The sequence below is a fragment of the Bradyrhizobium sp. WBAH42 genome (genome assembly GCF_024585265.1).
In the GTDB taxonomy this organism is placed as follows: Bacteria; Pseudomonadota; Alphaproteobacteria; order Rhizobiales; family Xanthobacteraceae; genus Bradyrhizobium.
On record NZ_CP036533.1, the window covers coordinates 6713057 to 6727980 of the forward strand.

Here is a 14924-nt window from a genome sequence, read left to right on the forward strand (position 1 = left end):
CTCCTACCCTTCCGACAGGCCGTAACCGGCCATGCGCTGGCGGACCCGTTCGATCTCCTCGCTCGGAAGCAGCGGCGGTTGTCCGATCTGCAGACAGCCGTGATATTGCCGCGCCAGCGTCTCGACCTCGACCGCCAGCCACATCGCCTTGTCCAAGGTCTTGCCGATGGCGATCATGCCGTGATGGTCGAGCAGGCAGGCCAGGCGGCCCTCCAGCGCCCGCACCGCATGCTCGGACAGCTCCGCCGTTCCGAACGTCGCGTAGGGCGCGCAGCGGATGCTGTCGCCGCCCGCCGCCGCGATCATGTAATGCACGGGCGGGATCTCCATGCCCATGATCGCCAGGATGGTGCAATAGGTCGGGTGGGCGTGCACGACGGCGTTGACGTCGGGCCGCGACTTCAGGATGTCGCGATGAAAGCGCCATTCGCTCGACGGCTTCTGGCCGGGCGCGTGCGAGCCGTCCATGGCCATGAAGACGATCTGCTCCGGACTCATGGCCTCATAGGGCACGCTGGTGGGCGTGACCAGGAGCCCGTCCGCATGCCGGACGCTGATATTGCCCGATGTGCCCTGGTTGATGCCGAGCGCGTTCATGCGCCGGCAGGCCTCGATAATGGCCTGTCTCTTGGCGAGCTCGTCCGCTGTCAGCGACATGTCGCTTTCCTGTCGAAGGGCTTGTTGGACCGGAAGTACGTCAAAGCAACGTGACAGTGCAAGCGAAAGCGTCCCGGATCCTGCCGCCAAGCCCTAGGGCAAACTGTCCGGACCGCCGCGACCCCGTTGATGACGAACTGCACGGAATAGGCGGCGAGCCTCATGCCAAGGACGCGCGAGAGCACGGCATTTCCGCAACCGCTGGCCGACCTGGTCTGACGCCGCGGGCCGCGGCCGCATGGAACGAGGCTTCGGCCGCCGACTTAGCTCAGCGTGACAGCAATGGACAATTGTGGAGACCCATCATGAGCGACAGTGGAGTTAGCATGCTCTTGGGCCACGCCTCGGCCCAGATGCTTTGGCTCTGGTTCATCGGCGCGTTCGTGCTCGGCGCGGTCCTCGTCTACGGGGTGATGAAGGCCGGCAACTTGCGCCGCAGCGAGCGCGCACGCCTTGATCGCGCAACGGAAGAGCGCCAGCGTCAGGAAGACCCTTTCAAACGCCCGACCTGAGCGCGGTTGCAGTTTGGAACTTTCGTTCTCCGACGGCTTTGATCGGCCGAGGATTGAGGAAGGCGAGGCCTTCCCGTGTCGCCTCATGAGGAGGACGTATGGCTAAACGAGCGAAGAAACGCACGACAAAGAAGACCGCGGCGCGCCGGCCGCGTCCGGCGCCGAAGATGCTCAGCGACCTGTTTCTGGAGACGCTGAAGGACATCTATTTCGCCGAGAACAAGATCATCAAGACCCTGCCCAAGATGGCCAAGGCCGCGAATTCCAAGGAGCTTGCGGCCGCCTTCAACAAGCATTTGCGCGAGACCCAGGGCCAGGTCAAACGGCTCGACCAGATCTTCAAGATGCTGGGCAAGCCGGCACGCGGCAAGCCCTGCGAAGCCATCAACGGCATTGCCGACGAGGGCGCCGAGATCATGAAGGAGTTCAAGGGCGCGCCAGCGCTCGATGCCGGACTGCTCGCGGCAGCGCAGTCGGTCGAGCACTACGAGATCTCCCGCTACGGCACGCTGCGCACCTGGGCCGAGGAGCTCGGCATGCAGGACGCAGCAAGGCTGCTCCAGGAGACGCTGGACGAGGAAGAAGCGACCGATCGGACGCTGACCGAGCTCGCCACCTCCGTGATCAACCTCGAAGCGGAAGAAGAGTACCGCGCAGCGGCCTGACCGCGCGCCCTGCCAATGAACGGAACGTCGCGGCCGCATGCCGCGGCGTTCGCTTGCCTTGATCGCACTGCGGCGCATGGCACGTGCGCGCCACCGCACTGGATTTCCTTGGAACCAGCCCCATATGCAGGCTTTCCCAGCCCCGAGCCCGCATCATGCAACCCAAAAATCCCCTCGACTGGATGCTGTCCGAAGCCCTGGACTCGCTGACCCGCGCCGATCGGCTGCGCCAGCAGTTCGGCCGCCAGGAAGCCTGCTGGGAACCGCCGATCGACGTGCTCGAAACCGAGCGTGAGCTCCTGATCCTTGTCGCACTTCCCGGCGTCAATCCGGACAATGTCGAGACCGTCATCCATGACGGCGTTCTCGTCATCTCGGGTCAGCGCACGCTCCCGCCGGAGCTTCGCAACGCCCGCATCCATCGGCTCGAGCTGCCGCAGGGCCGCTTCGAGCGCCGCATCGCGCTTCCCCTCGGCCGCTACGCCATCAGCCGCTTCGTGATGGACGGCTGCGTCGCACTGCGCCTCGCGAAATCCTGAGGTCGATCATGGCCACCGAACAGATGAACAACGAACAGACCAATAACGACGTGAAGATCCCCGACGACGCGCTGATCATCGTCCCCGTGCGCGAGATGGTGCTGTTTCCCGGCGCCATCGCGCCGATCACGATCGGCCGGGCGAAGTCGATTGCCGCCGCGCAGCAGGCACTGCGCGAGCAACGGCCGATCGGCATCGTCCTGCAGCGCAGCCCCGAGACCAACGACCCCGGGCCGGACGACCTCTATAGGGTCGCAACCATTGCCAACATCGTGCGCTACATCACCGCGCCCGACGGCACCCACCACATCGTCTGCCAGGGCGTGCAGCGCGCGCGCATCCTCGACTTCCTGCCGGGGACGCCGTTCCCCGCCGCGCGCTTCCAGCAGATCCCCGAGCCGACCACGACCTCGCCCGAGATCGAGGCCCGCGCGCTGAACCTGCAGCGCCAGGCCATCGAGGCGATCGAGCTGCTGCCGCAGGCGCCGCCCGAGCTCGCCGCGATGTTCCAGGGCACCAGCGCGCCCGGCGCGCTGGCGGACCTGGCCACCTCGTTCATGGACATCAAGCCGCAGGACAAGCAGGAGGTGCTGGAGACCATCGACCTCGCGCTCCGCATCGACAAGGTGTCGAAGCACCTGGCCGAGCGGCTCGAGGTGCTGCGCATTTCCAACGAGATCGGCCAGCAGACCAAGGCCTCCTTCGACGAGCGGCAGCGCGAGGCGATCCTGCGCGAGCAGATGGCGACCATCCAGCGCCAGCTCGGCGAAGGCGACGGCAAGGCCGCCGAGGTCACCGAGCTGACGGCTGCGATCGCCAAGGCCAACATGCCGCCGGAGGCGGAGGCGCATGCCAGGAAGGAGCTGCGCCGCTACGAGCGCATGCCGGAGGCTGCCGGCGAAGCCGGCATGGTCCGCACGTACCTCGACTGGCTGATCGAGCTGCCCTGGGCGCTGCCCGCGGAGAAGCCGATCGACATCAAGCAGGCGCGAGCCATCCTGGATGCCGACCATTTCGGCCTGGAAAAGATCAAGAGCCGGATCATCGAATATCTGGCGGTGCGCAAGCTCGCTCCGCAGGGCAAGGCCCCGATCCTGTGCTTCGTCGGCCCGCCCGGCGTCGGCAAGACCTCGCTCGGCCAGTCCATCGCGCGCGCGATGGATCGCCCGTTCGTGCGCGTCAGCCTGGGCGGCGTGCATGACGAGGCCGAGATCCGCGGTCACCGCCGCACCTATATCGGTGCGCTGCCCGGCAACATCATCCAGGGCATCAAGAAGGCGGGTGCGCGCAATTGTGTCATGATGCTTGACGAGATCGACAAGATGGGCCGCGGCGTCCAGGGCGATCCTTCCGCCGCCATGCTGGAGGTGCTCGACCCCGAGCAGAACGGGACGTTCCGGGACAACTATCTGGGCGTGCCCTTCGACCTGTCGCGCGTGGTGTTCATCGCGACCGCCAACATGCTGGACCAGATCCCGGGTCCGCTGCTGGACCGCATGGAGCTGATCAGCCTCGCCGGCTATACCGAGGACGAGAAGCTGGAGATCGCGCGGCGCTATCTGGTGCGGAGGCAGCTCGAGGCCAATGGCCTCTCGGCCGAGCAGGCCGAGATCGAGCCGGAGGCCTTGAAGCTGATCGTCAAGGGCTACACCCGTGAGGCGGGCGTGCGTAACCTCGAGCGCGAAATCGGCAAGGTGTTCCGCCATGCCGCGGTGCAGGTCGCCGAAGGCACGGCCACGAAGGTCGTGGTGACGGCAAACGACATCGCCACCGTGCTCGGCCAGCCGCGCTTCGAGGGCGAGATCGCACTGCGCACCAGCGTTCCGGGCGTTGCCACTGGCCTCGCCTGGACGCCGGTCGGCGGTGACATCCTGTTCATCGAGGCCACGCGCGTGCCCGGCAAGGGCGGGCTGATCCTGACCGGCCAGCTCGGCGACGTCATGCGCGAGAGCGTGCAGGCTGCGCTGACGCTGGTGAAGAGCCGGGCCTCCCAGCTCGGCATCGATCCGCAGGCGTTCGAGAAGAGCGACATCCACGTTCACGTCCCGGCGGGGGCAACCCCGAAGGACGGGCCGAGCGCGGGCGTTGCGATGTTCACGGCGCTGACGTCCCTGCTCACCAACCGGACGGTGAGGAGCGACACCGCGATGACGGGCGAGATCTCGCTGCGCGGCCTGGTGCTGCCGGTCGGCGGCATCAAGGAGAAGGTGGTGGCGGCGGCGGCTGCCGGCCTGAAGCGGGTGATGCTGCCGGCGCGCAACAAGCGGGATTACGACGACATCCCGAAGAGCGCGCGGGACAACCTCGAATTCATCTGGCTGGAGCGCGTCGACGAAGCCATCGCCGCGGCGCTCGAGCCGGCTGAAGCCAAAGAAGCGGCGGAGTGAAGGCGATGAAGAAACTGCTGGAAAGAGCGAAGCGATCGCGGAAGACGCAGCGGCTGCGCCAATTGCTCGATCGGGCGATCGACCGGATTCGCGATACGCTCGCAGGATCCGAGCCGCGGCTTCAGCCTGTTACGGTCCGGGTGAAGCGCCGCAAGGGTTGAGCCCTCCGTCTCAGGCCCTCGCGGCAGCCCCAGACAAAAGGCCCCCTCGTTCGAGGGGGCCTTTGCGTTGTTAGCCCACGGCGTCCTTGGCGGCCTTGACCGGGCGGGCGCGGACGATCTTCCGGGCCGGCTTGGCCTTGAACATCATCTCTTCACCCGTGAACGGGTTGGTGCCCTTGCGCGCCTTGGTCGCGGGCTTCTTGATGACCACGAACTTGGCGAAGCCCGGCACCAGGAACAGGCCGTTCTTCTTGAGCTCCTTGTGGCCGACGTCGGTCAACGTCTCCATGACGTTCTTGACGTCACGCTTGGAAAGCTCGGTGGCGGTCGCAATCTTTTCGATCAACTGCGATTTGGACATCTGGGTTGGCATCGTGTCTCCTCTGATTCGTTGCCGGTTGCATATTAGACCAACCGTTGAAGGCCTATAGCCTTCTGCACAGTTTTGTCGCGAAATTACGGGCTTTTCTGGCCTGCTGTGACAAAAAACCCTGCTTTTTAGCACCTTCCGGAGCGGAGGAAGCCTCGGGCAGCGGTTTTTGCCTTGTTTCAAAGGCCCGCACGACATCTTGCTAGAACTGATTCGCCGCTTTCGACAAGCGACGACCGGCCTCTTTGTGAAAGCAGACGCATGTTTCACCCTGAAAAATAAGGGTCGGATCGCAGGTCGCCGGTCTTCCTCCCCGTAAAAACGGGGAGAAAGTGAGGGGCGACTGGCTAGACGCGCTCGATGATGATGGCTGGCGCCATGCCGCCGGCGGCGCACATGGTGACGAGACCGCGCTTGAGGTCGCGCCGTTCGAGCTCGTCCAGCACGGTGCCGATCAGGATCGAGCCGGTGGCGCCGATCGGATGGCCGAGCGCGATCGAGCCGCCGTTGACGTTGACCTTGGCCCGGTCGAGCTTGAGGTCGCGGATATATTTTTCCGCCACCACCGCGAAGGCCTCGTTGATCTCGAACAGGTCGATGTCGTCGATGGTGAGGCCCGCCTTGGCCAGCACCTTGCGCGTTGCCGGTCCCGGTGCGTTCAGCATCAGGGTCGGCGAGTCCCCCATGTTGGCCATCGCGACCACGCGGGCCCGGGCTTTGAGCCCATGGGCCCTGGCGTAAGCGGGCGAGGCCAGCAGGATCGCAGCAGCGCCGTCGACGACGCCCGAGGAGTTGCCAGCGTGATGCACGAAGTCGATGTCGAGATCAGGGTACTTTTGCAGGATCAGGCCGCGATAGGTCGTGCCCTTGTCGTCGAGCGCGTAGTCCGCGATCGCCGGAAATGCCGGCTTCAGGCTGCTGAGGCCTTCCATCGTGGTCTGCGGCCGCGGGTATTCTTCGTGGTCCAGCGCCAGGCTGCCGTCCTCGCGGTGGACCGGCACGAGGCTCTTCTTGAAGTGGCCGTTCGCGATCGCATGCGCGGCGCGCTTCTGGCTCTCCAGCCCGAGCGCGTCGACGTCCCTTCGGGTGATGCCTTCCAGCGTCGCGATCGCATCGGCGCAGACGCCCTGATGCGACTGCGGATGCCGTGCCCGCAGGCGCAGATTGCCGCCGTCCATCATCATCGGGCCGCCGCCGCGGCGTCCCTCCATCGACATCATCTCGCAGCCGCCGGCGATGACGAGGTCTTCCGCACCCGCCATGATCGAGGATGCCGCCATGTTGACGCTGGTGATGCCGCTCCCGCAGAAGCGGTCGAGCGTCACCGCGCTGGCACGTACGTCGTAGCCGGCATCGAGCGCCGACATGCGGCCGAGATCGCCGCTCTGCGTTGCCACCTGCGCGCTGCAGCCCCAGACGATGTCGTCGACATCAGCGGTGTTGATGCCGGTGCGATCGGCGAGCGCGCGCAGCACGGTTGCGCCGAGCTGCTGCGGATGAATGCCCGACAGGGCTCCCTTGCCGGCCTTGCCGATGCCCCGCGGGGTCCGGCAGGCATCGATGATCAGCGCGTCAGCCATTGGCGTCGTCCCTTTGTTTATGGGTGTTGAAGACGGTTTTGAATAAGGGGGAGAGTGGAGTCAATGCACGGCGCCTTCTTCGCCTCTCCCCGCGTGCGGGGAGAGGCCGGATTTTACGCGCAGCGGAAAATCCGGGTGAGGGGGAGCTTCAGCAAGGACGGCGACAGATGGACTCGCGGAGAGAGCCCCTCACCCCTGCCCTCTCCCCGTAAGAACGGGGAGAGGGAGAAGAGCTACGCCCCCGCCGCGTTCTTCGCGATCACGTTGCGGTAGAAGCTGGCGCTGAGTTTTGCCGTGCGGACCTGGGTGTCGAAATTGACGTGGTACAGCCCGAAACGCTTGTTGAGGCCATACACCCACTCGAAATTGTCCATCAGGCTCCAGAGGAAATAGCCGCGCACCGGCACGCCTTCGTCGGTGGCGCGCTGGAGCTGGGCGAGATAGTTGCGCAAATACATGATGCGGTCGGTGTCGTAGATCTTGCCGTCGGGCGACACCACATCGTCGCCGGAGGTTCCGTTCTCGCTGATGTAGATCGCGTCCGTCTTCCAGATCTTCGCCGCCAGCTTCGGCACCCAGTAGATCGTCTCTGGCCCGACGCGCAGCCAGTCCGAATTCATGTGCGGAAACGATTTCGGGATCGGCAGCGGCTTGAAGCCCGCGCCCTGGTCGGACGCCACCACATAGTTCTGCGGCGCGTAGATGTTCAGGCCGAGGAAGTCGACCGGCGAAGAGATGATCTTGAGCTCCGCGTCGGTGTATTTCGGCGCGTTGGACCCGGCGTATTTCAGGAATGCATCGGTATAGCGGCCCGTCATGATGACGTTGAGATAACCGGCATTCATCTCGCGTAGCGCGATCTCCGCGGCGCGCACGTTTTCCGGCGTGTCGAACGCAGGCGCGCAGGCATCGATGTTCTCCGCCGGCCCCACCCTGGTGCCGCGGCGGCCATGGGCGCGCACCGCCTGCACCGCGAGCCCGTGCGCCAGCGCGCTGTTGTGCCTGATCTGGTTGACGTCGGCTTGCGGCAGCTTCAGGCCCGGCGCGTCGATGCCGATGCCGTAGCCGAAATAGACGAAGCGCCCGCTCTCGTTCAGCGTGAACACGTTCCTGACCCGGTCGGTGAGGTGCGCGGCGACATAGGCCGCGTAGTCGCCGAAGATCTTGCAGGTCTCGGTCGAACGCCAGCCGCCGAAACGGTCCTCGAGCGATTGCGGCAGATCCCAATGATAGAGGGTCAGCCACGGCTCGATGTCGTTCTTCAGGAGCTCGTCGACCAGACGATGGTAGAAGTCGAGCCCTTTCGGATTGGGCTTGCCGTCGCCGTCGGGAAACAGCCGCGGCCAGGCCACCGAGAAGCGATAGGCCTTGCAGCCGAGCTCCTTGATGAGGGCGATGTCCTCCTTGTAGCGGTGATAGTGCTCGTTGGCGCGGTCGCCGGTGGTGCCGTCCTCGATCTTGCCGGGGATGCGGACGAACTTGTCCCAGATCGAGGCCCCTCGCCCATCCTCCTCGACCGCGCCCTCGACCTGATAGGACGAGGTCGCCGTGCCCCAGAGAAAGCCCGCAGGAAAGCCGCCTGCATTGCGCGGCGGCCGTGCCGGCTTGGCCTCGACCGCCTCAAGGGGACTCGCAATCCCGGCTGCGGACAATCCCGCCAGCGTGGCAAACCGGCGGCGCGAGACCCCATCCGTCATCGATGCTGCTCCACTTCTCTTCGTTTCGGGCCGGCACAATGAACAGTTCCGGGCGATTTGAGAAGCGGGTGGATTCTAGCGTCGACTTGCTCCGATTGAACCGACCAAGACCTGCATCAGCCACTCAATGCCGGCGTCTCTCATCGCCGCCTTGGTTGCGATGGCCCGGATCGTGTCCGGTTTGCGCGCGAAAGGCAGCTCGACGAACACCAAGCCGAAACGGCGCGCGTGGTGCTCCACCAATCGGCGCGGCAAGGCTGCGATCAGGTCAGACCCGGAAAGCTGGGCAAGCGCCATCATGAAATTCGGGACCGTCAAGGCGATGCGGCGTCGGAGGCCGCGCTTGGCCAACATGTCGTCGACGAAACCGCGCGGTTCACCGCTGAGAGAGACCAGCAGATGTTGCGATTGCGCGAAGGCCGCATGGGTTGGCGCTTTTGACAAGCGATGTCCCTTGCGCATGGCCAGCACAAACTCCTCCTCATAGAGGCTGCGCGCCTCGAACCGCGGTGATACCGAAGGCAGCGGCAACATTGCGACGTCCAGCTCGCGTCTTTCCAGCATGTCGAGGCATTGCTGCCAAGGCTCTCCGATCGCGCCGTCGCGCGGCGCCGGCATCAGGTGGATCAACCCGATGTCTATGTGCGGCGCGGCAGCTGCGATCGATCGCAACAGCGGACCGGTAGCCGAGACCAGCACCGCATCGGGTGCGCCAATGGTGAACCTGCGGCTGCTCTTTTCGGGGTCGAACGGCGTAGCCGAGCCGAACAGCTGTTCGACGCGCGCGATGATCTCAGCCACCGGCTCCCCTAGCTCCAAGGCCCGTGCCGTTGGAACGACGCCCTTCGGGGTCCGCAGAAACAGCGGATCGTTCAGCAGAAGCCGGAGCCGGCCGAGCGCATGGCTGACGGCCGACGGTGTCAGGCTCAGCCGAGCGGCTGCGCGCGCCACATGGCGCTCTTCCAAAACCACGCGGAAGAGCACGAGGAGATTGAGGTCGATCCTGGATAAATCAATTTGGTTCAGCATGTTGCTGAAATCATATCGCTGGATTCATCGGGATCAAGGCTCCATGGATGAGCTCGCACGTCATTCGACCAGGAGCTGTGAAATGACCAGGAGACCGCCCGGAGCGAACAAAAGCCCAGATTCTCAGCAGATCTCGCGGCGCTCGATGATGGCCGCTACGGCTGCAATTCCACTGTCCGTTCAGCTGTCGGCCGATGCGGCGGCTCAGAACGAGGCGCTAACGGCTCTCGTTGAGCGCGCTCGGCAGAAAAATGCCGCCTTCATGCGGGGCGACATGGATCGCTGGTCCAGGCTTGTTGGCATTGCGCCGGATTTCACGCTGATGCAGCCCTTCGGCGGCCCGGCAAGCCGCGGATTTGACGCCAGCCCCGAGCGCCTTGCTGCGCTATCGCGATACTTCAGGGAAGGCAAAACGGAACTCGAGGTTTTGCAGACCTATGCATCGGACGCGCTCGTCGTTCTCGTCATGGTCGAGCGCCAGCGCGCCGAGGTGGGCGGGCTGCCGGCCCAAGACTGGTCGCTGCGCGTGACCGAAGTCTACCGCAGGGACGGCACGGATTGGCAACTCGTGCACCGTCATGCGGATCCGCTGGTCCGAAGCATCACCTTGAAACAGGCGGCGATACTCGCCCGGGGCTGGCCAGAGGAAGAATGACGAAGCGCCGCAGATGAGCTGGATTCGAGCTGACGCGAGATCTTGTCCGACATGTGATGCTGCCCCCGCGATGGTTGTTGCAGCCCGTACAATGACGGGTCAGGGGAATTTGAGAAGCAGTGGGGCAGACGAGGCAAATATGCCGAAGAGCGCCCCTGCTCCCAGGCGCTATTCAGGCTCGATGCCGAGCCCCTGGATGATCTTGCCGGACGAGACGAGCTGGTCGTCGAGGAAGCGCTTGGCGCCTGCCGCCGTCACGGCATCGCCGACACGGACATCGAAGCCGAGGGTCGGCGCGCGCTCGCGCACATCGGACGATTCCAGGACGCGCGCAATCTCGGCGCTCAGTTTCGCGACGATGTCAGCGGGAGTACCGGCCGGGGCCATGAACATGAACCAGCCCTGGAGATCGACGCTTTGCAGCATCTCCGCAATCGCGGGAACGTCCGGCAGGGAGTCGATCCGTTTGGAACCTGCAACGGCAACAGGTCGCAGCGTACCCGCCTTGATGAAGGCCTCGGCGATCGATGCCGACTGGATCGTCACCTGGATACGTCCTGAAATGGCGTCCTGCACCGCATTCGTGGTCGTGTTGTAGGGGATGAGGACAAAACCGGTCCCGGCGCTCTTGTTGATGGCTTGAGCGATCAGGCCCGAGAGGTTGCGCGCACCGTCGACGGCGAGGCTTAGCGAACCCGGTGCCGATTTTTCCAGCTTGATCAATTCCGGCAGCGTATTGGCCTTCACCTCGGGATTGACGAGAAGGACGTGATTGCTTTTGGCCACCATCGCGACCGGGATGAAGTCTTTCACGGGATCATAGGGGAGCTTCTTGAACGTGTAGGGGTTGGTGACGAGCGCCGCCGATGTGGCGAACAGGAACGTGTAGCCATCCGGAGCCGCACGGGCGACCGCCTGTGTGCCGACGAGGTTTGCGGCACCCGGACGATTCTCGACGACGAACTGCTGCCCGAAGGTCCGCGAGAGCTTTTCGGTGATGAGGCGACACATCACGTCGGGGCTGTTGCCCGCCGGCTGAGGCACGACGACGGTCACGGGCCGCTGCGGCCACGACTGCGCGAAGGCCGGAAGAGAGCAGCAAAGCGCAACGCCGGCGAGCAGCAGACGACGGGATAATCCGGACATGGGGTGTTCCTCCCTGGAGATCCCGCTTTGCGGGCCATTTTTGGTCGTTCGCACGCCGCAGCCGTCGGCGGCAGCAATCGCTCGATCAGGTTTCGTCTGTGACGACATTCCTGAGCACGCCGAGGCGTTCGACCTCGATCTCGACGACATCGCCAGGCTTCATCCAGAGCGGCGGCTCGCGCCGCGCACCGACACCCCCCGGCGTTCCGCTGACGATGACGTCCCCGGGCTCGAGGCGCGTAAACGTGGAGCAGTATTCGATCTGACGCGGGATATCGAAGATCATCTGCTTGATTAGCGCTTCCTGCATGACTTGCCCGTTGAGGCGGGTCTGGAGCTTGAGCTCTCCGAGCGGGCCGAGCTCGTCCGGCGTCATCATCCAGGGCCCGAACGCGCCGGTATCCGGAAAATTCTTGCCCGGCGTGAATTGATGGGTGTGACGCTGGAAATCGCGGATGCTGCCGTCATTGTAGCAGGAGTATCCCGCGACATGATCCATAGCATCCGCGCGGGAGATGTAACGTCCCGCCTTGCCGATGATGACCGCGAGTTCGCCTTCGAAATCGAGATCAGTCGAGACGCGCGGCCGCACGATGGGCTGCAAATGTCCGGTCTGGCTGTTGGCATAGCGCGAGAAAATGGTGGGGTGATCGACCTCAGCGCGGCCGGTCTCCTTGCGGTGGGTCTCGTAGTTCAGGCCCACGCACAGGATCTTGTCCGGGTTCGGGATGACCGGCAGCCAGGTGACCGTTGAGATCGGAACGCCGGCGACGGAGGTCTTTGCATCCGCAACGCCGGCGAAGTCGGCGCCGATAGCGGCCTTGAGATCGGCATAGCGCGCTTTGAGTGCAGCGCCGACATCGAAAAAGGTTTCGTCTTCGACAATGCCCCAGGTGGTGCGGCCGTCGATCGCCACGGTGGCAAGCTTCACGGTATTCTCTCCATGTCAGATCGGGAATCTTGTCTTGCTCGGACGTCGCGACGACGCAACTCGATCTCGCGCATGAGATCGCCTAGCTCGGAGGCATTGCGCACGGTTCCGAAAACGTAATGGTCTGGTCGCGCGATCGCAGCGACGACACCGTGGCGGTCGAACCAGTTCGCGAGCACGCCCTCGGTCTCTTCAAGCGCATTTGGCAGACCCGCGCCGGCAGGCGCGACTGCCGCCGCCGACACGTCCGGGCGCGTGGCACAGAGCGAGAGCATGGAAGCGGCATCATCGCTGCGGCCGTCGATCAACACGCGCCAGCCGGTCCCGGTCACATCGTCCAGCAAGCGAGCGGTAGGGCCGCTCGCGATGCGCGGCTGCGGAAACAGAGTGCCACGTGCGGGCATCTCGTGCTGTGACAGGCATCCCGCGCGGAGCGGCGGAATGATTTCCTGCCGCGTCAGCAGCAGCGGCTTGCCGCCGCCGTCGGCGAGGATTTGCGCATCCCGCCGCCGGGCCGCTGCCGCATCGCGTTCGCAGATCGACTGGCCGATCGCCTTGATCTTGCCGGTCAGCTCGATGACGTGCTGCTTGCGTTCGACCGTGTAGCTGTCGAGCAGACTGTCGGAGGAGACGCCCTTGAGCACATGATCCAGCTTCCAGACCAGGTTCGTGGCGTCGCGCAGGCCCTGGCACATACCCTGGCCGATGAAGGGAGGCTGCTGATGCGCAGCATCGCCGGCGATCAGGATCCTGCCGTTGCGCCACTCGGCGGCGACGAGGGCGTGGAAACGATAGGAGGCGGCCCGCCACAATTCTCCGTCATGCGGCGTGAGCCATGGCGCGAGCAGCTTCCAGACATTGTCGGGCCGCTCCATCTGCCGCGCGTCTTCGCCTGGCAGCAGCATGATCTCCCAGCGGCGGTGCTTCTTCGGGCCGATCAGGAAGCTCACAGGGCGCGCCGGATTGCAGAACTGCGCGGAACATTGCGGCAGTCGGGCAAGCGCGTCTTCGTTCACGCGGATGTCGACCACCAGCCAGGGTTCATCAAAGATGAGGTCCTCAAGCGCGAGATCTGCGATCTGACGCACGGTGCTCGATGCGCCGTCGCAGCCGACTACGTAGCGCGCCGTCACGGAGCGGTGCTGTCCATCGCTGTTCTTCAGGCATGCTTCGACGCGATCGGGCGTTTGCACGAGACCGAGCAGCTCGACCCCGAGCTCTACCCGCACGTTGGAAAAACTGGTCGCGTGGCAGCGCAGTTCGGCCTCGACCGCGGGCTGGCTGAACACCATGCTCGGCGTGTAGCCAAGCGGATAGGGCTTTGCGACCATGTCGATTCGCCGGATCAGCTGGCCGTCGACCCCAAAATGCTCCGATGCGGTGAAAGGCTCGATATAGGGCGAGATTGCATCAGTGAGCCCCATATTATCAAAGTGACGGAAAATCTCGTGATCGAGCGCGATCGCGCGCGGCTTGTCGTACACGTCGGTCAGCCGGTCAATGACCAGCGTGCGATGACCAAGGCCGCCGAGCAGGCCTGCGGCAACGGCGCCGGTCGGCCCGAAGCCGACGACGAGCACGTCGTAGTCGATGGCGCCGGCCGTATCCGTCATGTGCGCGCCGTCGCGAAGGGAACGGCGATCTGCGCCGTTTTGCAGGCGTCAGACTTGGGCGGAGCGATGCCCCATTGATCGGTTCGTCCCGGAGGCCAGACCCAATCGCTCGGCCCCTTCGCGACGTAGCTGTCGTCGATCTGCAAGACTTCGGCCGTGTATTCAATGACGCTACCAGCCGGATCTACGAAATAGGCGAACACGTTGTCGCCCGGACCGTGGCGGCCAACGCCCCAGCCGATCGGATAGCCATGATCGATCATGCGGCCGGAGCCACGCATGACGGACTCGAGATCAGGCATGAGGAAAGCCACGTGATTGAGGCCGTTGCGAGGAGCCTCCGCAAGCACGACCGCGTGGTGATCGCTGTTGCAGCACAGGAACGCCATCAGCTTGGATCGATCCGACAGCCGGAATCCCAAGGTCTCCTGGTAGAAGGCCGAAAGCTTTTCAATGCCGGCGCTGTTGATGTTGACATGTGCCAGCCGCTCGGGGCGATCCGCGATCACGCGCGCCGGCTTGGTACGGTCGCCATGAACGAACTCGATGACGCATCCCTGCGCTTCGCGAACCACGAAACTTGTCCCGCCTGACGGAGCAGGCGACGGCGCGGGTGAGCTGATCACCTCACAGCCGGCCTGCCGCGCACGCCCGAACAAGTGGTGCAGATCGTCGTGCGAGCGGGTGCGGAAGCTGATCTTGCGGAGTGACGTCGTCTCGCCCGGCGTGAGCTCGAGGACGTGGAAGTCGCTGCCCGTCGCGGCAAGGTACACCGTGTCGCCCGCTTCCGCCGCGACGTCGAGGCCCCAGACCTTGCTGTAGAACTCGATCGAGCCGGCAAGCTGCGGCGTCGTGATTTCGACGCTGCGCAGGGCCGTTACCGGAAAGGCGGACATTGGGCTTCCTTACCAAGGAACGCGAACGTCTCCCTCCTTAATATGTATAAAGTTCCACGTAAAGCAAAAATTTATAAATAATTGGC

General features: G+C 64.5%; 15 protein-coding genes and 1 pseudogene. 6 read left to right on the forward strand and 10 right to left on the reverse strand.

What is annotated here, in order from left to right; genetic code table 11:
- Nucleotides 1-3 precede the first annotated feature (3 nt).
- Entirely contained in the window at nt 4-657 is a 654-nt protein-coding gene (locus DCG74_RS31755) for an L-fuculose-phosphate aldolase (RefSeq protein WP_172785531.1), read from the reverse strand.
- Between the two features lie 107 nt (nt 658-764).
- Nucleotides 765-854 (reverse strand): annotated as a pseudogene (locus DCG74_RS31760) (MarC family protein); the annotation flags it as partial.
- A gap of 129 nt (nt 855-983) precedes the next feature.
- Here DCG74_RS31760 and DCG74_RS31765 point away from each other — a divergent pair.
- The 5 genes from DCG74_RS31765 (at nt 984) to DCG74_RS31785 (ending at nt 4921) form a co-directional block, all read left to right on the forward strand.
- Nucleotides 984-1169 (forward strand): hypothetical protein, encoded by a 186-nt coding sequence (locus DCG74_RS31765; RefSeq protein WP_246570760.1) that lies wholly within the window; start codon nt 984-986, stop codon nt 1167-1169.
- Nucleotides 1170-1267: 98 nt separating this feature from the next.
- Nucleotides 1268-1834 (forward strand): ferritin-like domain-containing protein, encoded by a 567-nt coding sequence (locus tag DCG74_RS31770; RefSeq protein ID WP_172785533.1) that lies wholly within the window; start codon nt 1268-1270, stop codon nt 1832-1834.
- A gap of 155 nt (nt 1835-1989) precedes the next feature.
- Nucleotides 1990-2373, forward strand: a complete 384-nt coding sequence (locus DCG74_RS31775; RefSeq protein ID WP_024342525.1) for an Hsp20/alpha crystallin family protein — start codon at nt 1990-1992, stop codon at nt 2371-2373.
- An 8-nt stretch (nt 2374-2381) separates the two neighbouring features.
- On the forward strand, nt 2382-4760 hold the full coding sequence (gene lon, locus DCG74_RS31780) for an endopeptidase La (protein WP_172785534.1): 2379 nt from the start codon (nt 2382-2384) through the stop codon (nt 4758-4760).
- A gap of 5 nt (nt 4761-4765) precedes the next feature.
- Nucleotides 4766-4921, forward strand: coding sequence for a hypothetical protein (locus tag DCG74_RS31785; RefSeq protein WP_172785535.1), 156 nt, complete (start codon nt 4766-4768; stop codon nt 4919-4921).
- Nucleotides 4922-4991: 70 nt separating this feature from the next.
- Here DCG74_RS31785 and DCG74_RS31790 read toward each other — a convergent pair whose 3' ends face one another.
- From DCG74_RS31790 to DCG74_RS31805, 4 genes are all read right to left on the reverse strand, one after another.
- Entirely contained in the window at nt 4992-5294 is a 303-nt protein-coding gene (locus DCG74_RS31790) for an HU family DNA-binding protein (RefSeq protein ID WP_018320691.1), read from the reverse strand.
- A gap of 344 nt (nt 5295-5638) precedes the next feature.
- A complete protein-coding gene (locus DCG74_RS31795) occupies nt 5639-6871 on the reverse strand; it encodes an acetyl-CoA C-acetyltransferase (RefSeq protein ID WP_172785536.1) in 1233 nt (410 codons plus the stop codon).
- A 233-nt stretch (nt 6872-7104) separates the two neighbouring features.
- Nucleotides 7105-8568, reverse strand: coding sequence for a GH1 family beta-glucosidase (locus tag DCG74_RS31800; RefSeq protein WP_172785537.1), 1464 nt, complete (start codon nt 8566-8568; stop codon nt 7105-7107).
- 75 nt (nt 8569-8643) lie between these two features.
- Nucleotides 8644-9597, reverse strand: coding sequence for a LysR family transcriptional regulator (locus DCG74_RS31805; protein WP_172785538.1), 954 nt, complete (start codon nt 9595-9597; stop codon nt 8644-8646).
- A gap of 82 nt (nt 9598-9679) precedes the next feature.
- On the opposite strand from DCG74_RS31805, the gene DCG74_RS31810 reads away from it, so the two are divergent.
- Nucleotides 9680-10252 carry a DUF4440 domain-containing protein gene (locus tag DCG74_RS31810; RefSeq protein ID WP_172785539.1) on the forward strand — a complete coding sequence of 191 codons (573 nt, stop codon included), beginning with the start codon at nt 9680-9682 and terminating at the stop codon, nt 10250-10252.
- A 168-nt stretch (nt 10253-10420) separates the two neighbouring features.
- On the opposite strand, the gene DCG74_RS31815 is transcribed toward DCG74_RS31810, so the two are convergent.
- From DCG74_RS31815 to DCG74_RS31830, 4 genes are all read right to left on the reverse strand, one after another.
- Entirely contained in the window at nt 10421-11398 is a 978-nt protein-coding gene (locus DCG74_RS31815) for a tripartite tricarboxylate transporter substrate binding protein (protein WP_172785540.1), read from the reverse strand.
- A gap of 85 nt (nt 11399-11483) precedes the next feature.
- Complete coding sequence (locus DCG74_RS31820; protein WP_172785541.1) at nt 11484-12329, reverse strand: fumarylacetoacetate hydrolase family protein; 846 nt, start codon at nt 12327-12329, stop codon at nt 11484-11486.
- Entirely contained in the window at nt 12326-13942 is a 1617-nt protein-coding gene (locus DCG74_RS31825) for a bifunctional 3-(3-hydroxy-phenyl)propionate/3-hydroxycinnamic acid hydroxylase (RefSeq protein ID WP_172785542.1), read from the reverse strand. Before DCG74_RS31825 ends, DCG74_RS31820 begins: the two co-directional genes overlap by 4 nt.
- Nucleotides 13939-14838 carry a VOC family protein gene (locus tag DCG74_RS31830; protein WP_172785543.1) on the reverse strand — a complete coding sequence of 300 codons (900 nt, stop codon included), beginning with the start codon at nt 14836-14838 and terminating at the stop codon, nt 13939-13941. Before DCG74_RS31830 ends, DCG74_RS31825 begins: the two co-directional genes overlap by 4 nt.
- Nucleotides 14839-14924: the final 86 nt, after the last annotated feature.

What these genes read in the sequence shown, in the direction of transcription:
- DCG74_RS31755 (WP_172785531.1), bottom strand. Translation starts at nt 657, where the DNA reads ATGTCGCTGACAGCGGACGAGCTCGCCAAGAGACAGGCCATTATCGAG.
- DCG74_RS31765 (WP_246570760.1), top strand. Translation starts at nt 984, where the DNA reads ATGCTCTTGGGCCACGCCTCGGCCCAGATGCTTTGGCTCTGGTTCATC.
- DCG74_RS31770 (WP_172785533.1), top strand. Translation starts at nt 1,268, where the DNA reads ATGGCTAAACGAGCGAAGAAACGCACGACAAAGAAGACCGCGGCGCGC.
- DCG74_RS31775 (WP_024342525.1), top strand. Translation starts at nt 1,990, where the DNA reads ATGCAACCCAAAAATCCCCTCGACTGGATGCTGTCCGAAGCCCTGGAC.
- lon (WP_172785534.1), top strand. Translation starts at nt 2,382, where the DNA reads ATGGCCACCGAACAGATGAACAACGAACAGACCAATAACGACGTGAAG.
- DCG74_RS31785 (WP_172785535.1), top strand. Translation starts at nt 4,766, where the DNA reads ATGAAGAAACTGCTGGAAAGAGCGAAGCGATCGCGGAAGACGCAGCGG.
- DCG74_RS31790 (WP_018320691.1), bottom strand. Translation starts at nt 5,294, where the DNA reads ATGCCAACCCAGATGTCCAAATCGCAGTTGATCGAAAAGATTGCGACC.
- DCG74_RS31795 (WP_172785536.1), bottom strand. Translation starts at nt 6,871, where the DNA reads ATGGCTGACGCGCTGATCATCGATGCCTGCCGGACCCCGCGGGGCATC.
- DCG74_RS31800 (WP_172785537.1), bottom strand. Translation starts at nt 8,568, where the DNA reads ATGACGGATGGGGTCTCGCGCCGCCGGTTTGCCACGCTGGCGGGATTG.
- DCG74_RS31805 (WP_172785538.1), bottom strand. Translation starts at nt 9,597, where the DNA reads ATGCTGAACCAAATTGATTTATCCAGGATCGACCTCAATCTCCTCGTG.
- DCG74_RS31810 (WP_172785539.1), top strand. Translation starts at nt 9,680, where the DNA reads ATGACCAGGAGACCGCCCGGAGCGAACAAAAGCCCAGATTCTCAGCAG.
- DCG74_RS31815 (WP_172785540.1), bottom strand. Translation starts at nt 11,398, where the DNA reads ATGTCCGGATTATCCCGTCGTCTGCTGCTCGCCGGCGTTGCGCTTTGC.
- DCG74_RS31825 (WP_172785542.1), bottom strand. Translation starts at nt 13,942, where the DNA reads ATGACGGATACGGCCGGCGCCATCGACTACGACGTGCTCGTCGTCGGC.
- DCG74_RS31830 (WP_172785543.1), bottom strand. Translation starts at nt 14,838, where the DNA reads ATGTCCGCCTTTCCGGTAACGGCCCTGCGCAGCGTCGAAATCACGACG.